Genomic DNA, 13,634 nt, shown 5'->3' on the forward strand with positions numbered 1-13,634 from the left:
ATTTAGTATGTATAGGAAAGGGTGAACGAAAAAAGTGAATGAAGTTAATCAGGAAATATATAAGCCTGTAAAGATGAACAGGTTATGGATGATTCTTGTATTAGGAACACTTACGGCGATTGGGCCATTATCTATTGATATGTATTTGCCTTCGTTACCAAAATTAACGGATGACTTGCAAACAGGTGCATCCCTAGCCCAGCTTACATTAACAGCTTGTTTGCTTGGGCTTTCAGTAGGACAATTATTTGTTGGCTCAATTAGTGATATTTACGGAAGACGCAAACCTCTTATTATTGCTCTTATTATTTATGTTGCTTCTTCTTTACTTTGTGCTGTTGCGCCATCTATTTGGACCTTAGTGTTATTGCGCTTCCTACAAGGAGCTTCAGGATCAGCCGGAATTGTTATATCACGTGCAATGGTACGTGATATGTACTCGGGTTCTGAAATGACGAAGTTCTTCTCACTGCTCATGTTAGTAAACGGAGCAGCACCTATTTTGGCACCGATTATTGGGGGACAATTATTGCAGTTTACAACATGGCGTGGTGTTTTCATCGTTCTTGGAGCAATTAGTGTATTCATGTTAATATCAGCTACTTTCGTATTACGTGAAACATTACCTCCTGAAGAAAGAGAAACAGGTGGTTTGTCAGGGACGTTAGCGACGTACGGAAAACTCCTAAAAGATCGTTTGTTTATGGGATATGCATTGTCACAAGGATTAGTAACAGCGGCAATGTTCGCTTACATTTCGGGATCACCATTTGTATTGCAAAATATATACGGGGCATCACCACAGCAATTTAGTTTATTCTTTGCAATCAACGGTATCGGTATTATTATTGCTAGTCAGGTTACGGGTCGTTTAGCGGGGAAAGTGAATGAGAAGACATTATTTGTCTCTGGTATCATTATTGCAGCTGTTGGTGGTTTATCTTTACTATTGACAATCTTACTAGGAATAGGGTTAATTGGTGTTTTATGCTCGTTATTCCTTGTCGTATCAAGTGTTGGGGTTGTCTCAACAACTGGGTTCTCATTAGCGATGAGAAATCAAAAACAAGCTGCAGGAACAGCATCAGCTTTATTAGGTTTATTACAGTTCATTTCAGGAGCGCTTGTTGCACCGCTAGTAGGTATTGGTGGAAGTAACACCGCATTACCGATGGGTGTTGTAATAGCTCTTTGTGAAATTGGTGCGGTACTGTGCTATTTATTTATGGCTAGAAGAAGTGAAAAGCAGTTTGAACTGCAAGCAAGACAAAATTTAGAGGCTTAACAAAAAAGAACTGATTCAAAGGGAATATTTGAATCAGTTCTTTTTTCATTTCTTTGAAATACCTCATATAGTTTTGTAAGGTGCTGTAGTAAAGCAGTGCAAAAGTTATTTGCATAAAGTGACGATACTGTGACAAAAATGTTGGTGTGTATATTAAGATCTCGTCTTAAGTGTAAAAAGTAGGGTGTTCTCGGTATAATAACAAGTGGAGATAAAAGAAACTATAAGTAATAGCTGTAGATAAAAGGAGAAGAAGAGATGAAGAAGGTTTTGGGTATTGCTGTAATGGGAAGTATGCTCCTTCTAGCAGGGTGTAATGGAAATAAAGATACGAAAGAACCGAAAGAAAAGGTAGAGCAATCTACTGAACAAACAGAAGAGATGAAAGAATATCTTGCAGTACATGAAAAATACGATGTAAAGATGAATAAAGAAATTAATAAAGCACTGCAGTTATTTGAAGTGGCAAAAGAAAAGGGCGGTAAGGAAATAACGAATGCTACATATAAAGAAGATGTGCAAAAGGTAACGACTAGCATGTTAGAAGATATTGATCATATACGTAAAGAAATTCGTGTTCCAAAGTCGAAAGAGCAAGAACATGAGGTATATGCTGGTTTCTTAGATGAATCGGAACAAGCAATGAAAAAATTACAGAAGTTAGCTAAAGAAGAAGATTCATCGTTGATTCGTGATATAGAAATTAACTTTGCAACAGCATCGACATACTATAAACGTTTTCAAGCAGAAACGAAAAAATAACCTTGCCTGTGCAAGGTTATTTTTTCTTCTTACCATCGCCGTCTTCATCCTCGGATACTAATACCTTTTGTTCTTCGTGAAATTCGGAAATAGTTTGTCCAGTAATATTATCAAAGGGTGTGTAAAAAGAGGTGATGCTTTTCTTTTTGATGAAGAGTTTGTAGAAGCCGATGATGACAAGTATAACGATTGTTAAGGGTAATCCTATAGTAGCTAGAAGTAAGGGGTCCATCTTATAGCTCCTTTCATATCTTTTTTTATTATAGGCGAAATACGACATAGATAAATAAAAGTATTAAAAACTGATTTTTCTAAATATATCCAATTTGATTGACTTTTCATTTTTTCAGAATTATAATTCGAAATATACAATTTGAACCAAATAATAATATAGCAATTTACTTATCCAGAGAGGTAGAGGGACTGGCCCTATGACACCTCAGCAGCGGGTTCTGTAATAGGAACACCGTGCTAATTCCAGCAAGCAAGTCTTGAAAGATAAGTGATGGGCCTTTGTTTATTAAGCCTTGATCTTATTTTTTAAGATCAAGGCTTTTTGTATTCTAAAAAGAGAAAAGGGAGTAATGGAAAAAGTACGTTAATAAAACTAAGTAAATACATGTGTTTAGGGGGTTATTGAAGTGTATGTAATTAAAAAATTATCAGTTATGGTGTTCACGCTATGGGTTATTACGACAGTGACATTTCTAATTATGCATATTATTCCGGGGGATCCATTTTCATCAGATGCAAAAATCTTTCCTGAAGAAGTGATCCAAAACATGAGAGCGAAGTATCACCTTGATGAACCGTTATGGAATCAATATGTTGCTTATTTAGACGGCGTAGTTCATTTTGATTTTGGTGAATCTGTTCAATCAACCGGGCAAGGTGTATCAGAAATTATAACAACTGGTTTTGGTCCATCAGCAATTATTGGTTTACAAGCACTTGTTATTTCATTGCTAGTCGGAATTGCTGCAGGTACATTTGCTGCTCTCTATCATGGGAAGGTAATTGATTACGGTGTAAGTTTACTTGCCATCCTCGGTATTTCTATTCCGAGTTTTATTTTAGCACCACTATTTATACAAGTATTCGCTATTCAATTCGAGCTCTTACCAGTAGCCTCTTGGGGTACATTTGAACATACAGTATTACCATCTTTCGCATTGGCATTAGGACCAATCGCGGTTATTACAAGATTTGTTCGTTCTAATATGATCGAAGTATTGCAGAGTGATTATATTAAATTAGCAAGAGCGAAAGGTATAACAATTAAAAAAATCATTATAAGGCACGCTCTTCGAAATGCAATTGTTCCAGTACTTACATTTGTTGGACCATTAATGGCGGGATTGTTAACAGGTACTTTCGTTATTGAAAAGATTTTTTCAATTCCTGGTCTGGGAAAATATTTTGTAGACAGTATTTTTAACCGAGATTATCCAGTGATTATGGGAACAACGATTTTCTATAGTGCATTATTAATTTCTTGTATTTTCATTACAGATATTATTCATCGTATTGTTGATCCGCGTATTCGTTCTATTACGTAAGGAGGGGGGATATTTAAATGGGAGCTTATGAAATTAATAAACAGTTATTAACGAATGAAGAGAAAAAAGAATTAACGATAAATAAAGATCAGCAAACGATTAGCCGAAAAAAGGAAGTACTTCGTAAGTTTGTATCGAATCCAATCGCAGTTTTAGGATCAGTGACGTTATTACTCATTATTGTATTCTCGCTTATTGGTGAAAGTTTAACGCCATTTACTGCGAGTGAGCAAGTAAAAGAGGCAACAAACTTACCGCCTAGTAGTGAACATTGGTTCGGAACAGATGATTTAGGTAGAGACATATGGGCACGTACATGGGCTGGCGGGAAAATTTCGCTAACAGTTGGATTGGTAGCAGCAGTTCTTGATATAGGGCTAGGTGTACTGATCGGTGGATTTAGTGGATATGTGAGAGGGCGCAATCGCCTTGGGACATTAATTGATGAGTGGATTATACGAGGAATCGAAGTGTTATACGGTATCCCGTATTTATTAATTGTTATTTTACTATTAATCGTTATGAAACCAGGTCTTTTTACCATCATTATCGCCCTTGCATTAACAGGGTGGATTGGAATGGCTCGTCTCATTCGAGCTCAAGTCTTGTCTTTAAAACAAAGAGAGTTTGTTATTGCAGCGGAGCGATTAGGTACATCGCATATGAAAATTATATATGGACATTTAATTCCAAACTTAACAGGCATTATTATCGTGAATTTGTCATTTACAATTCCAGCGGCTATTTTCTCAGAATCATTTTTAAGCTTCATTGGTCTTGGAGTGCAATCACCAGCAGCGAGTTGGGGGACGATGACGAACGATGCACTTGGGACATTACTAAGTGGGGAATGGTGGCAGCTATTCTTCCCGGCAATCATGATTGCACTCATCATGTTCGCATTTAATGCAATTGGTGATGGCTTGCAAGATGCAATTGATCCGAAAATCGTAAAACGGAATCGAAAGGAGAAAAAACATGGGACAGCTCTTATCTTTAGAAAACGTAACGTTAGCCGTTGAAAAAGAGACCAGTAAGCAAGCAATTGTGAAGCATGTTTCCTTTTCTATTAACGAGGGTGAAATAGTTGCACTTGTAGGAGAAAGTGGTTCAGGAAAAAGTGTTACAGCACAATCCATTATCGGCTTAAATCAAGAAGTAATTCACATTGATGATGGAAATGTATCTTTCCAATCAAAGGAATTAACAAATTTAAAGGAAGCAGAATGGAATCAAATTCGTGGGAAAGATATTTCTTTTATCTTTCAAGACCCACTTTCATCTTTAAATCCGACGATGAAGGTGGGAAGGCAAATTACAGAGGTGATTTTGCAACACGAAAAGAAATCGAAAAAAGAGGCAAAAAAAATTGCAATTAACTTATTAAATGATTTAGGGATACATGAAGCAGAGAAACGCTTTGAACAGTACCCACATCAATTAAGCGGCGGTATGAGACAGCGTATTTGTTTAGCGATTGCGTTTGCTTGTCATCCAAAGCTTGTTATTGCAGATGAACCTACAACGGCATTAGATGTAACGATTCAGAAACAAATTATGGGGCTATTAAAAGAAAGAAAAGAAAAACAAAATACGAGTATTTTATTAATTACACATGATTTGGCACTTGTACGTGAAGTAGCTGACCGAGTAGTTGTTATGTACGGAGGGCGTGTCGTTGAAAAAGGAACGATACAGGAAGTAATAGGTTCTCCTAAACATCCATACACAAAAAGCTTATTACAAGCAATTCCGAATATGGATGATACCGAAAAAGTATTACGTGCAATCGAAGGAACGACACCTTCCATTGAGACGTTAAATAGCTTTGGTTGTCCTTTTGTAAATCGTTGTCCGGTAGCAATCAAAGAATGTATTCATCGTTTTCCAGAGAGAACAACATATTCTGGGGAGCATAGCTCACATTGCTGGCAGCATGTTCTTGAGCATAACGAAGCGAAATCAAAAGAGAAGGTGAATGCCTCATGACGGCAGATTTAATTACCGTAAAGCAAGTAACGAAAACGTATGGAAGTAAAAATAAAGAAATTGCAGCGTTAAAAGATATATCACTTTCTATCCCAAAAGGAACAACACTTGGCATTATTGGAGAGAGTGGTTCTGGAAAAACAACACTTGGTAAGCTCATAGCTGGGATCGAGAGCCCAACGTCTGGTGAAATTGATTATAACGGTCAAGTCGTTCACAAGTTGAAGGCAGCTCATAAGCGTGATTTCTTACAGAAAGTACAGTTTATTTTTCAAGATTCCACAGCAGCATTAAATCCGCGCTGGAAAGTACGCGATAGCGTAACAGAAGGATATATTTCATTCGGACTCGGCGATAAAGGATTGAAAGATAAAGTCGCGGGTGATGCGCTAGAGCGTGTTGGGTTAGATAGACGATATATTGATCGCTACCCGCACGAATTTAGCGGAGGACAACGACAACGGATTGCTATTGCAAGGGCGTTATTGTGTGAGCCAGAAGTATTGATTCTTGATGAACCAATTTCGGCATTAGATGTTTCATTGCAAATTCAAATTGTACATTTGCTGCAAAAGATTCAAAAAGAACAAGGCTATACATATTTATTTATCGCGCACGATTTACCGATGGTTCACTATTTATGTGAAAAAGTGGCTGTCTTATATAAAGGAGAACTTGTTGAATTTGGAAATACGGACGAAGTATTCCGTAATCCACAACATTCTTATACAAAAACATTATTAGCATCAACACCAAAAATTTCAGGTTAAAGGAGAATGTAGGATGAAGAAGTTTTTACTGTTTGTCATTATGACTGTTTTAGCAATTACTTCTGTCGCTTGCGGTAAGAAAGAGACGCAAAAGGCGAGTGCTGGTAAGGGAGAGGGAGATCGATTAGTAACGAATATTGGTAGCGATCCATATACACTTGATTCCGCTATTGCGACAGATAGTACTTCAGGTTATGTAATTGGACATTTATTCTCAAGCTTATATACGCAAGATAGTGATGGGAAATATCAAAATGAATTAGCAGAGAAAGAAGAAGTAAATGCTGATGGAACTGAGTATACAATTCATTTAAAGAAAGATATTAAATGGTCAGATGGTTCTGCTATTACAGCAAATGATTTTGAATTTGCATGGAAGCGATTATTAAATCCGAAAACGGGTTCTATGAATGCGACAGAAATGTACTTTATTAAAGGGGCAGAGGCATACAATACTGGAAAAGGTGAAGAAGGACAAGTTGGCATTCAAGTCATTGATCCTCAAACATTAAAGGTAACACTTGAACACCCAGTGTCTTCCATTAAACAAAAATTAGCAAGCTCATTATTCATTCCATTATCTAAAAAATCAATTGATGATAATAATAAATTAAAAACAGATCCAAAAGAGTTAATTACGAACGGACCATTCACGTTAAAAGAATGGAAGCATAATCAGGCTATTACAGTACAAAAAAATAAAGAATACTACGATAAAAAGGTAACATTAAAAGAAATTGAGTTTCGTATTATTCCAGATTCTAAAACAGCGTACCAATTATACAAATCAAAAGAATTAGATTTACTAAGTGGTTTACCACAAGAAATGATTGAGAAAGAAAAAGGAAATAAAGAATATAAGCGTGTTGCGGGATTCTCATCTTATATTTATTCGTTTAACGTAGAAAAAGAGCCATTCACAAATGCGAAAGTACGTAAAGCATTCTCATTAGCAGTTGATCGTAAGTTTATCGTTGAAAAACTGTATAAAAACAATGCACAAGAAGCAAATGCATTCGTTCCAGAAGGAGCAAAAACACAAAGTGGCCGTGATTTCCGTAAAGAAAAAGGTGGTTACGTTAAATTTGATCCAGCAGAAGCGAAAAAATTACTAGAAGAAGGTATGAAAGAACAAGGCTGGTCTACATTACCTGAAGTAACATTAAAATTCACTACAGATACACAACATAAAAAAGTAGCAGAAGCAATGCAAGAAATGTTTAAGAAAAATCTTGGCGTAGATATTAAATTAGAAAATAAAGAGTGGAAGAGTTACATCGATACATATAAACAAAGTGATTTTCAATTAGCTTATATGGGATGGGGCGGTTCTCTATTAGACCCAATTACTAAATTAGATTTATATGCAGGTGATGGTCCAAACAATTATGCAAAATGGCATAATAAAGAATTTGATGCTTTAGTGAAGGAAGCAGAAGTTGAACAAAATGAAGATAAGCGTTTTGACTTACTGCATAAAGCGGAAGATATTATGTTTGCAGATTCACCATTAATTCCGGTTATATTCCCTTCGGATTCCTATTTACAAAAACAAACGGTATCTGGACTTCAATATTATGTTGGATCTAAGCCAGATTTAAGATATGCAAAAATAAAGAAGTAGGCAACCGCCTACTTCTTTATTTTATTTCTCTTTTATATTCTTTTTTCGTTCCATCAGAGAAGACAACTTCTAAATCGAACTTTTGGTAGTCTTTATCAAGCTTGAACACGTTTACTACTTGATCGATTACTTCTTGGTCAGGAGTATCTTTATTAAATTTTAATTCTTGTAGAAGTGGGCTTAATTTTGTGATAGCCTCGTCTCCTGTTAATTTTACATCTGCTTTATGATCTTCAATTTTTGCTTCCATTTTCTTATCTGCTGCTACATTTTTATAGTCAGCTTCGTAGTCTTTCTTTGTATCTTGGTAGTCTGCCTTTAAATCGAATTCATTAAAGTCTAGTTTTAAATCAGCAGGAGCTTCATTCTTTGCCTCTTCTGTAGTCTTTTTATTAGAAGTTGTGTCTTCTTTAACAGGAGCTTTACATCCTGTTAATGCAGGTACTAGCATAAGAGCTAATAAAACTGATAGTAAAATTCTCATTATAAATTCCTCCTTATGTAAATTCGTTCTATACAAGTTTTTCCCAAAATCATGTAATTATGTATGAGTTGAAAATAAATTATTACCCTATAGCCACAAGGGATAATCCGCAATTTAAATCAAAAATGATTTGTATGTATATGGTAAATTGAAGTTGTGAGGGGGTACTAACATGCATGAAGAATATAAAGAGATGATAAAACAGGCGATTGAATATATAGAGGATCATTTACATGAGGAGCTTACAACAGAAAGAGTGGCGTCTCACAGTGCCGTATCGATGTACCATTTTCATCGCATTTTTCAAAAGTATATCGGGATGAGTGTAACAGATTATATTCGAAAGAGAAGGTTAACTCATGCTGCGCAAGTTTTAGTTTCAACGGAGAGAGCTGTTATTGATATTGCAGTGCAATACGGTTTTTCCTCACAAGAGGCATTTACGAGAGCTTTTAAAAGAATGTTTCAATTGCCACCAAAGAAATATCGAAAGTACTTTCAGTCATTTTATATAGAAAGAGAGGGTGTTTCAATGCAAAAAGGTATACCGAAAGGATGGATCTTAAGTGGAAGTCATCCTGCTGAATATGAGATGGGTTTAGATTATGAAATTGTCCATCAAGGAAAAGTATCTGCATACATAAAAGCAAATGAGAATGTTACGCATGGAGGATTTTCAACATTAATGCAAATGTTCCGAGCAGATAAATATGTAGGTAAAAGATTACGTTTAACAGCGTTTATTAAGAGTGAGAATGTAAGAGATTGGGCAGGATTGTGGATGCGAGTAGATGGGAAAGATACAGAACCGCTCGCTATGGATAATATGCAAAATCGTCCAATTAAAAATACGAATAACTGGCAATCGTACTCGGTTGTATTAGATATAAAAGAAGGGGCGCTTGGTATTGCATTCGGTGTTTTATTATCAGGAGAAGGTTGTGTATGGCTAGATAGTATTCGATTTGATGAAGTAGATGAAAAAATTCCTTCAACAGATTTGGCAGAAAATTTTTATGAAACACTCTTAGAAGAGCCGGTGAATCTGCAATTTGAAGAAGTAGAAAAATAAAAAATAAGGAGAAAAGATATGCTCAAATATGTAAAACTAATAAGTATTAGTTTAGTAATATCGTCTTGTATTATGGGGATTAACTATTTAATTAGCTATCTTTGGTCAGGGTATGTACCTTCTTTGACGTGGAGAACATATTTGATATTTATGATTACATTTATAATGAGTTTTAGTTCAATGCAACAAGAAGGGGAAGAGGATTATTGACAATTATTAGAAAAGGTATATAATCTAAATGTAAGTGATCACTTGCATGAGGAAGAGAGGGTTTTATGGCGCGCTCAAAGACAGCAGAAAAAATCATTCAAGCAGCAATTGAATTAGTGAAAGAAAAAGGATATACAGCAGCGACAACGAAAGAAATTGCAATGCGTGCTGGTGTTAATGAAGTAACGATATTCCGCAATTTTAAAAGTAAGAAGGGTGTTATTGAAGCTGCAGTTGCTGAATTTTCATATGTACCGCATTTAAAACAGTTTTTACAAACAGAAATTGTGTGGGAATTAGAAACGGATTTAAAGAACTTAGCAAGGCATTATCATAATTTTTTAGATGGGGTAAAAGATATTATTGCTATTGGTATACGTGAGGCTGGAGAATTTCCTGAATTAGACGGGGAAATTGCTAAAATACCACAAGGACTAAAAGAAGAATTAAGCATCTATTTTGCAAAAATGCAGGAAAAAGGAAACATTGTTGATACGAATATTGAAGCGCAAGTAATGAACTTTATCTGGATCAATTTTGGATATTTCTTATCTAAATTACGTTTTGCAGATCACCTGACAGAAGTTGATGATGAGAAATTTATTGAAAATAATATTGTTTTATATGCTAGGGCATTAAGACCCTAGTATTTATTTAAAATAAAATGCAAGTATGTACTTGCTTGCTAAATAGGAGAGCGGGAAGATGGATACATTAAAACAGTTTTTAAAAAGACCAGGTACGTATGTAGGAATGGTAGTAGCGCTATCCTTCCAACTTATTTTCTTTTGTGTTTGGTTAACGGCATATGATGGAGTGAATGAACGAGCAGATCAAATGCGTATTGCTATTGTGAATGAGGATGGAAATATAGGGAGTAAAATAGCAGAAGGCTTACAGAGAAATTTACCATTTCAGGTGAAAGCAGAACGGTCTGTGGAAAAAGCAAACAAGGAAATGAATGACCATGTGTACGATATGATTATTGAAATTCCTGCTTCTTTTTCAAAGGATATAAATGAAACAGGAAAATCAAATTTAAACTTCCGCATTAATCAAGCGAATGCCATGATGGCAAAGCAAATGATGGAAGGGGCTGCAAAACAAATTCGAGATAATGTAAATAAAGAGATAGCAAATTATAAGAAACAAGCGATTGTCGGAAAGCTACAAGCTGCAGGACCTGAGAATGTAGAAGTGATAAAAGGGTTAACCGAAGATTCAATTGGTTTTACAGTTCATAAAGTAAATGATGCAAAAGGATTTTCAGTTAATATGGTACCGCTAATGATCGTATTAGCTTCATTTGTAGGAGCAATGATTATGAGTATGGAACTATCAAAAGTTGCAAAAGAAGTAAAGGGCGGTTGGAGTAATTTCTTATCCCGACAAATCATTAACGGTACAGTATCAATTTTGCTGGCATGTATTACAATTGGTTTGATGAAAGGGTTTCAAATTGAAATACATGAAGCAGTATGGAGTATATGGATGTTTCAAGCGATAGTCTTCTTTGCCTTTCTTTCATTAACACAAATGTTTCTAACTGTGTTTGGAAACGCAGGTATGATCTTTAATATAATTTCACTATCGTTACAACTTGTGAGTTCGGGTGTAATCGTACCACATGAGATGCTTTCTAAAACATATCAAACAATCGGCGAATTATTTCCTGCAACATATGCAGCGAATGGCTATTATACAATAATATTCGGGGGAGTTAGTTTAGAGAAAAATATTATTTCATTATTAGTCATTATATTAGTTACACAATTGGTAGCAGTGATTACTGTATCTATAAAAGGAATAGTAAAGGGAAGAAGAAGCTCTGTAGTTAAAGAAGTATAAAGTAAAAAGGTATCCTTCAATTGGATACCTTTTTTTACTGGTACTTATTATTTTGCAACTTCTGTCCACTTGTAGTTAAATTCACCGCCGAAGTCAGTTGTTACAAGTCCTTTAATGAAAGAGCGTTGTAAGTAAGAGCGACCTTGTTGGTATAAAGGAGCGACAGCGCCGTCTTGTAATAGGATTTTTTCAGCTTGTTTCATTGCTTCAAAGCGTGCTTTTTCATCGCCAGCTAAATCTGTTTTCACTTTATGAATGAGCTCATCGTACTCTTTGTTAGAGTATTTATCGAAGTTATAAGCACTATCTGTTGTAAATAAATCTAAGAATGTAATTGGATCAGCGAAGTCAGGGCCCCAGCCATCAATACCGATTTCATAGTCACCACTTAATAGTAGTTTTAACTGTTGTTTACGTGGTTGTGGTTTTAATGTCACTGTTAATCCATCTAGATTCTTTTCTAGTTCACCTTTTAAATATTCACCAGTCTTTTTAGCTAAAGCATTATCACTTGTTAATAGTTCGATTGTTACTTTGTCAGTACCAAGTTCTTGTTTCGCTTTTTTCCAGTTTTCTTTCGCTGTTTTCACATCATCTTTGACTAGGTTTCCGTTTTCTTTACGGAAGTCGTTACCTTCTGGACTCTTTGCGAATTTCGCAGGAATCATTCCTTCAGCTGGGACAGCACCGTTATTTAAAATTGTTTCTACATATGCTTTTTTATTCATTGCTCCGTTAATAGCAAGGCGTGCATGTTGATTTTTTAATGTTTCATTTTTTTGATTTAGTCGTAAAAATTGAATGCCAACTTCAGCGCGGTCTTTGAAGTTTGGATCGCCCTTATATTTATCAACAAACTCCGCAGTTAAAGCAACGCGATCAATTTGTCCTGAATCATATAAGTTAACTTCTGTAGACTTATCTTTAACGACATTGAAGTTGATTTCTTCTAATTTTACAGTTTTAGCATCCCAATAGTTAGGGTTTTTCTTCAATTGGAAGCTTTGCTCGTGTTTCCAGTTATCTAATGTGAAAGCACCGTTGTAAATTAAATGATTTGTTTCTAAACCATATTTATCTCCTTGAGATTTTAAGTACTCTTCGTTAATTGGTAAGAATGTTGAGAATGTCGTTAAGCTTAAGAAGTAGGGAACAGGACGGTCTAGCTGTACTTCTAACGTTTTATCATCAAGAGCTTTGACCCCTAGTTGATCAATTGGCAATTGTTTCTGGCTTATTTTTTTTGCATTCTGTATATCGAAGAATAAGAATGCATATTCAGCTGCTGTATCAGGATTTACGGCACGTTGCCAAGCGAAGACGAAGTCCTTTGCTGTAACAGGAGTACCGTTTGACCATTTTGAATCACGCAGGTGGAATGTATATTTTGTTTTGTCGGGACTAACGTCAACCGACTCAGCAACACCAGGAATTGGTTTGTTATCTTCTCCCATTGCATATAAACCTTCAAAAACATTTCGCATTACGCTCATGGATTCCCCATCCGTTGCTTTTGCAACATCCATTGTTGGAATTTCTGAAGCAAATGATAAGTTAATTGCCTGTTTATCAGGTGCTTTATCATTTGCTTTCGCTCCGCTTGCATGATCTTTATTTCCCCCACAAGCAGTTAGTAATAGACTTGCCCCTAAAACTGATGCAACAACAGGTACAACTTTTTTCTTCATTGTTCGTTCCTCCCTAAATGTGTTGTTCGTAACGTCGTAATGTCCATGTCTTGAAGTAGCTATAGAAGGAGATAGAACCTATTATAAATATTTGTTTATAGGTAATCAGGTGTTCTATATGTATATACATGTTGAGCTATAATCTATCGTTATATGTTTCAACTTAGTAGACATTATATTTTAATGGTGAAATATTTCGTTTCTTCGATTATTTAGAATATTAACACTGGAAAGAACTATATGTCAATAATAAAAATAGAATGTTAATTTCTTGGAATAATATATTAAAAAAGTAGATTCTCTTGTGTGAGAGAACCTACTTTTAATATATTTTGCTAAAAAA

14 protein-coding genes and 1 riboswitch are annotated in these 13,634 nt (G+C 35.4%); of the genes, 11 read left to right on the plus strand and 3 right to left on the minus strand.

Annotated elements, in window-relative coordinates; all coding sequences use genetic code 11:
• The first annotated feature begins 73 nt into the window (after positions 1-73).
• Positions 74-1,285, plus strand: coding sequence for a multidrug effflux MFS transporter (locus ATN06_RS01135; RefSeq protein WP_116777297.1), 1,212 nt, complete (start codon positions 74-76; stop codon positions 1,283-1,285).
• Positions 1,286-1,543: 258 nt separating this feature from the next.
• The gene (locus ATN06_RS01140; protein ID WP_060629237.1) at positions 1,544-2,047 is read left to right on the plus strand and encodes a hypothetical protein; all 504 of its coding nucleotides are present in this window, start codon (positions 1,544-1,546) and stop codon (positions 2,045-2,047) included.
• A gap of 16 nt (positions 2,048-2,063) precedes the next feature.
• Here ATN06_RS01140 and ATN06_RS01145 read toward each other — a convergent pair whose 3' ends face one another.
• Complete coding sequence (locus ATN06_RS01145) at positions 2,064-2,279, minus strand: DUF3951 domain-containing protein (protein WP_000371390.1); 216 nt, start codon at positions 2,277-2,279, stop codon at positions 2,064-2,066.
• A gap of 167 nt (positions 2,280-2,446) precedes the next feature.
• Positions 2,447-2,552: riboswitch (SAM riboswitch) on the plus strand.
• 136 nt (positions 2,553-2,688) lie between these two features.
• Here ATN06_RS01145 and ATN06_RS01150 point away from each other — a divergent pair.
• From ATN06_RS01150 to ATN06_RS01170, 5 genes are read left to right on the plus strand one after another with little or no spacing between them, the layout of a single operon-like run.
• Positions 2,689-3,606: an ABC transporter permease gene (locus ATN06_RS01150; RefSeq protein WP_060629238.1), complete on the plus strand. Its 918-nt coding sequence runs from the start codon at positions 2,689-2,691 to the stop codon at positions 3,604-3,606.
• A 17-nt stretch (positions 3,607-3,623) separates the two neighbouring features.
• Positions 3,624-4,628, plus strand: coding sequence for an ABC transporter permease (locus ATN06_RS01155; protein ID WP_060629239.1), 1,005 nt, complete (start codon positions 3,624-3,626; stop codon positions 4,626-4,628).
• Positions 4,585-5,595 carry an ABC transporter ATP-binding protein gene (locus ATN06_RS01160; RefSeq protein WP_060629240.1) on the plus strand — a complete coding sequence of 337 codons (1,011 nt, stop codon included), beginning with the start codon at positions 4,585-4,587 and terminating at the stop codon, positions 5,593-5,595. Before ATN06_RS01155 ends, ATN06_RS01160 begins: the two co-directional genes overlap by 44 nt.
• Positions 5,592-6,365 (plus strand): ABC transporter ATP-binding protein, encoded by a 774-nt coding sequence (locus ATN06_RS01165; RefSeq protein WP_060629241.1) that lies wholly within the window; start codon positions 5,592-5,594, stop codon positions 6,363-6,365. Before ATN06_RS01160 ends, ATN06_RS01165 begins: the two co-directional genes overlap by 4 nt.
• A 13-nt stretch (positions 6,366-6,378) precedes the next feature.
• Entirely contained in the window at positions 6,379-7,989 is a 1,611-nt protein-coding gene (locus ATN06_RS01170; protein WP_060629242.1) for a peptide ABC transporter substrate-binding protein, read from the plus strand.
• A gap of 16 nt (positions 7,990-8,005) precedes the next feature.
• Here the strand turns inward: ATN06_RS01170 and ATN06_RS01175 are convergent, their stop codons facing one another.
• Positions 8,006-8,473: a YusW family protein gene (locus ATN06_RS01175; RefSeq protein ID WP_060629243.1), complete on the minus strand. Its 468-nt coding sequence runs from the start codon at positions 8,471-8,473 to the stop codon at positions 8,006-8,008.
• Between the two features lie 172 nt (positions 8,474-8,645).
• Here ATN06_RS01175 and ATN06_RS01180 point away from each other — a divergent pair, with 172 nt between their 5' ends.
• From ATN06_RS01180 to ATN06_RS01195, 4 genes are all read left to right on the plus strand, one after another.
• Complete coding sequence (locus tag ATN06_RS01180) at positions 8,646-9,545, plus strand: helix-turn-helix transcriptional regulator (protein ID WP_060629244.1); 900 nt, start codon at positions 8,646-8,648, stop codon at positions 9,543-9,545.
• A gap of 18 nt (positions 9,546-9,563) precedes the next feature.
• Entirely contained in the window at positions 9,564-9,755 is a 192-nt protein-coding gene (locus tag ATN06_RS01185) for a hypothetical protein (RefSeq protein ID WP_060629245.1), read from the plus strand.
• A 65-nt stretch (positions 9,756-9,820) separates the two neighbouring features.
• Positions 9,821-10,402: a TetR/AcrR family transcriptional regulator gene (locus ATN06_RS01190; protein WP_060629246.1), complete on the plus strand. Its 582-nt coding sequence runs from the start codon at positions 9,821-9,823 to the stop codon at positions 10,400-10,402.
• A gap of 58 nt (positions 10,403-10,460) precedes the next feature.
• The gene (locus ATN06_RS01195; RefSeq protein ID WP_060629247.1) at positions 10,461-11,603 is read left to right on the plus strand and encodes a YhgE/Pip domain-containing protein; all 1,143 of its coding nucleotides are present in this window, start codon (positions 10,461-10,463) and stop codon (positions 11,601-11,603) included.
• Positions 11,604-11,650: 47 nt separating this feature from the next.
• On the opposite strand, the gene ATN06_RS01200 is transcribed toward ATN06_RS01195, so the two are convergent.
• Entirely contained in the window at positions 11,651-13,291 is a 1,641-nt protein-coding gene (locus tag ATN06_RS01200) for a peptide ABC transporter substrate-binding protein (protein ID WP_060629248.1), read from the minus strand.
• Between the last annotated feature and the right edge of the window lie 343 nt (positions 13,292-13,634).

This window comes from Bacillus thuringiensis, assembly GCF_001455345.1.
Taxonomy (GTDB): domain Bacteria; phylum Bacillota; class Bacilli; order Bacillales; family Bacillaceae_G; genus Bacillus_A; species Bacillus_A thuringiensis_N.

Bases quoted from the DNA above. Each gene is read 5' to 3' on its own strand.
- ATN06_RS01135 (WP_116777297.1), top strand. From the start codon at position 74: ATGAACAGGTTATGGATGATTCTTGTATTAGGAACACTTACGGCGATT.
- ATN06_RS01140 (WP_060629237.1), top strand. From the start codon at position 1,544: ATGAAGAAGGTTTTGGGTATTGCTGTAATGGGAAGTATGCTCCTTCTA.
- ATN06_RS01145 (WP_000371390.1), bottom strand. From the start codon at position 2,279: ATGGACCCCTTACTTCTAGCTACTATAGGATTACCCTTAACAATCGTT.
- ATN06_RS01155 (WP_060629239.1), top strand. From the start codon at position 3,624: ATGGGAGCTTATGAAATTAATAAACAGTTATTAACGAATGAAGAGAAA.
- ATN06_RS01160 (WP_060629240.1), top strand. From the start codon at position 4,585: ATGGGACAGCTCTTATCTTTAGAAAACGTAACGTTAGCCGTTGAAAAA.
- ATN06_RS01165 (WP_060629241.1), top strand. From the start codon at position 5,592: ATGACGGCAGATTTAATTACCGTAAAGCAAGTAACGAAAACGTATGGA.
- ATN06_RS01170 (WP_060629242.1), top strand. From the start codon at position 6,379: ATGAAGAAGTTTTTACTGTTTGTCATTATGACTGTTTTAGCAATTACT.
- ATN06_RS01175 (WP_060629243.1), bottom strand. From the start codon at position 8,473: ATGAGAATTTTACTATCAGTTTTATTAGCTCTTATGCTAGTACCTGCA.
- ATN06_RS01180 (WP_060629244.1), top strand. From the start codon at position 8,646: ATGCATGAAGAATATAAAGAGATGATAAAACAGGCGATTGAATATATA.
- ATN06_RS01185 (WP_060629245.1), top strand. From the start codon at position 9,564: ATGCTCAAATATGTAAAACTAATAAGTATTAGTTTAGTAATATCGTCT.
- ATN06_RS01190 (WP_060629246.1), top strand. From the start codon at position 9,821: ATGGCGCGCTCAAAGACAGCAGAAAAAATCATTCAAGCAGCAATTGAA.
- ATN06_RS01195 (WP_060629247.1), top strand. From the start codon at position 10,461: ATGGATACATTAAAACAGTTTTTAAAAAGACCAGGTACGTATGTAGGA.
- ATN06_RS01200 (WP_060629248.1), bottom strand. From the start codon at position 13,291: ATGAAGAAAAAAGTTGTACCTGTTGTTGCATCAGTTTTAGGGGCAAGT.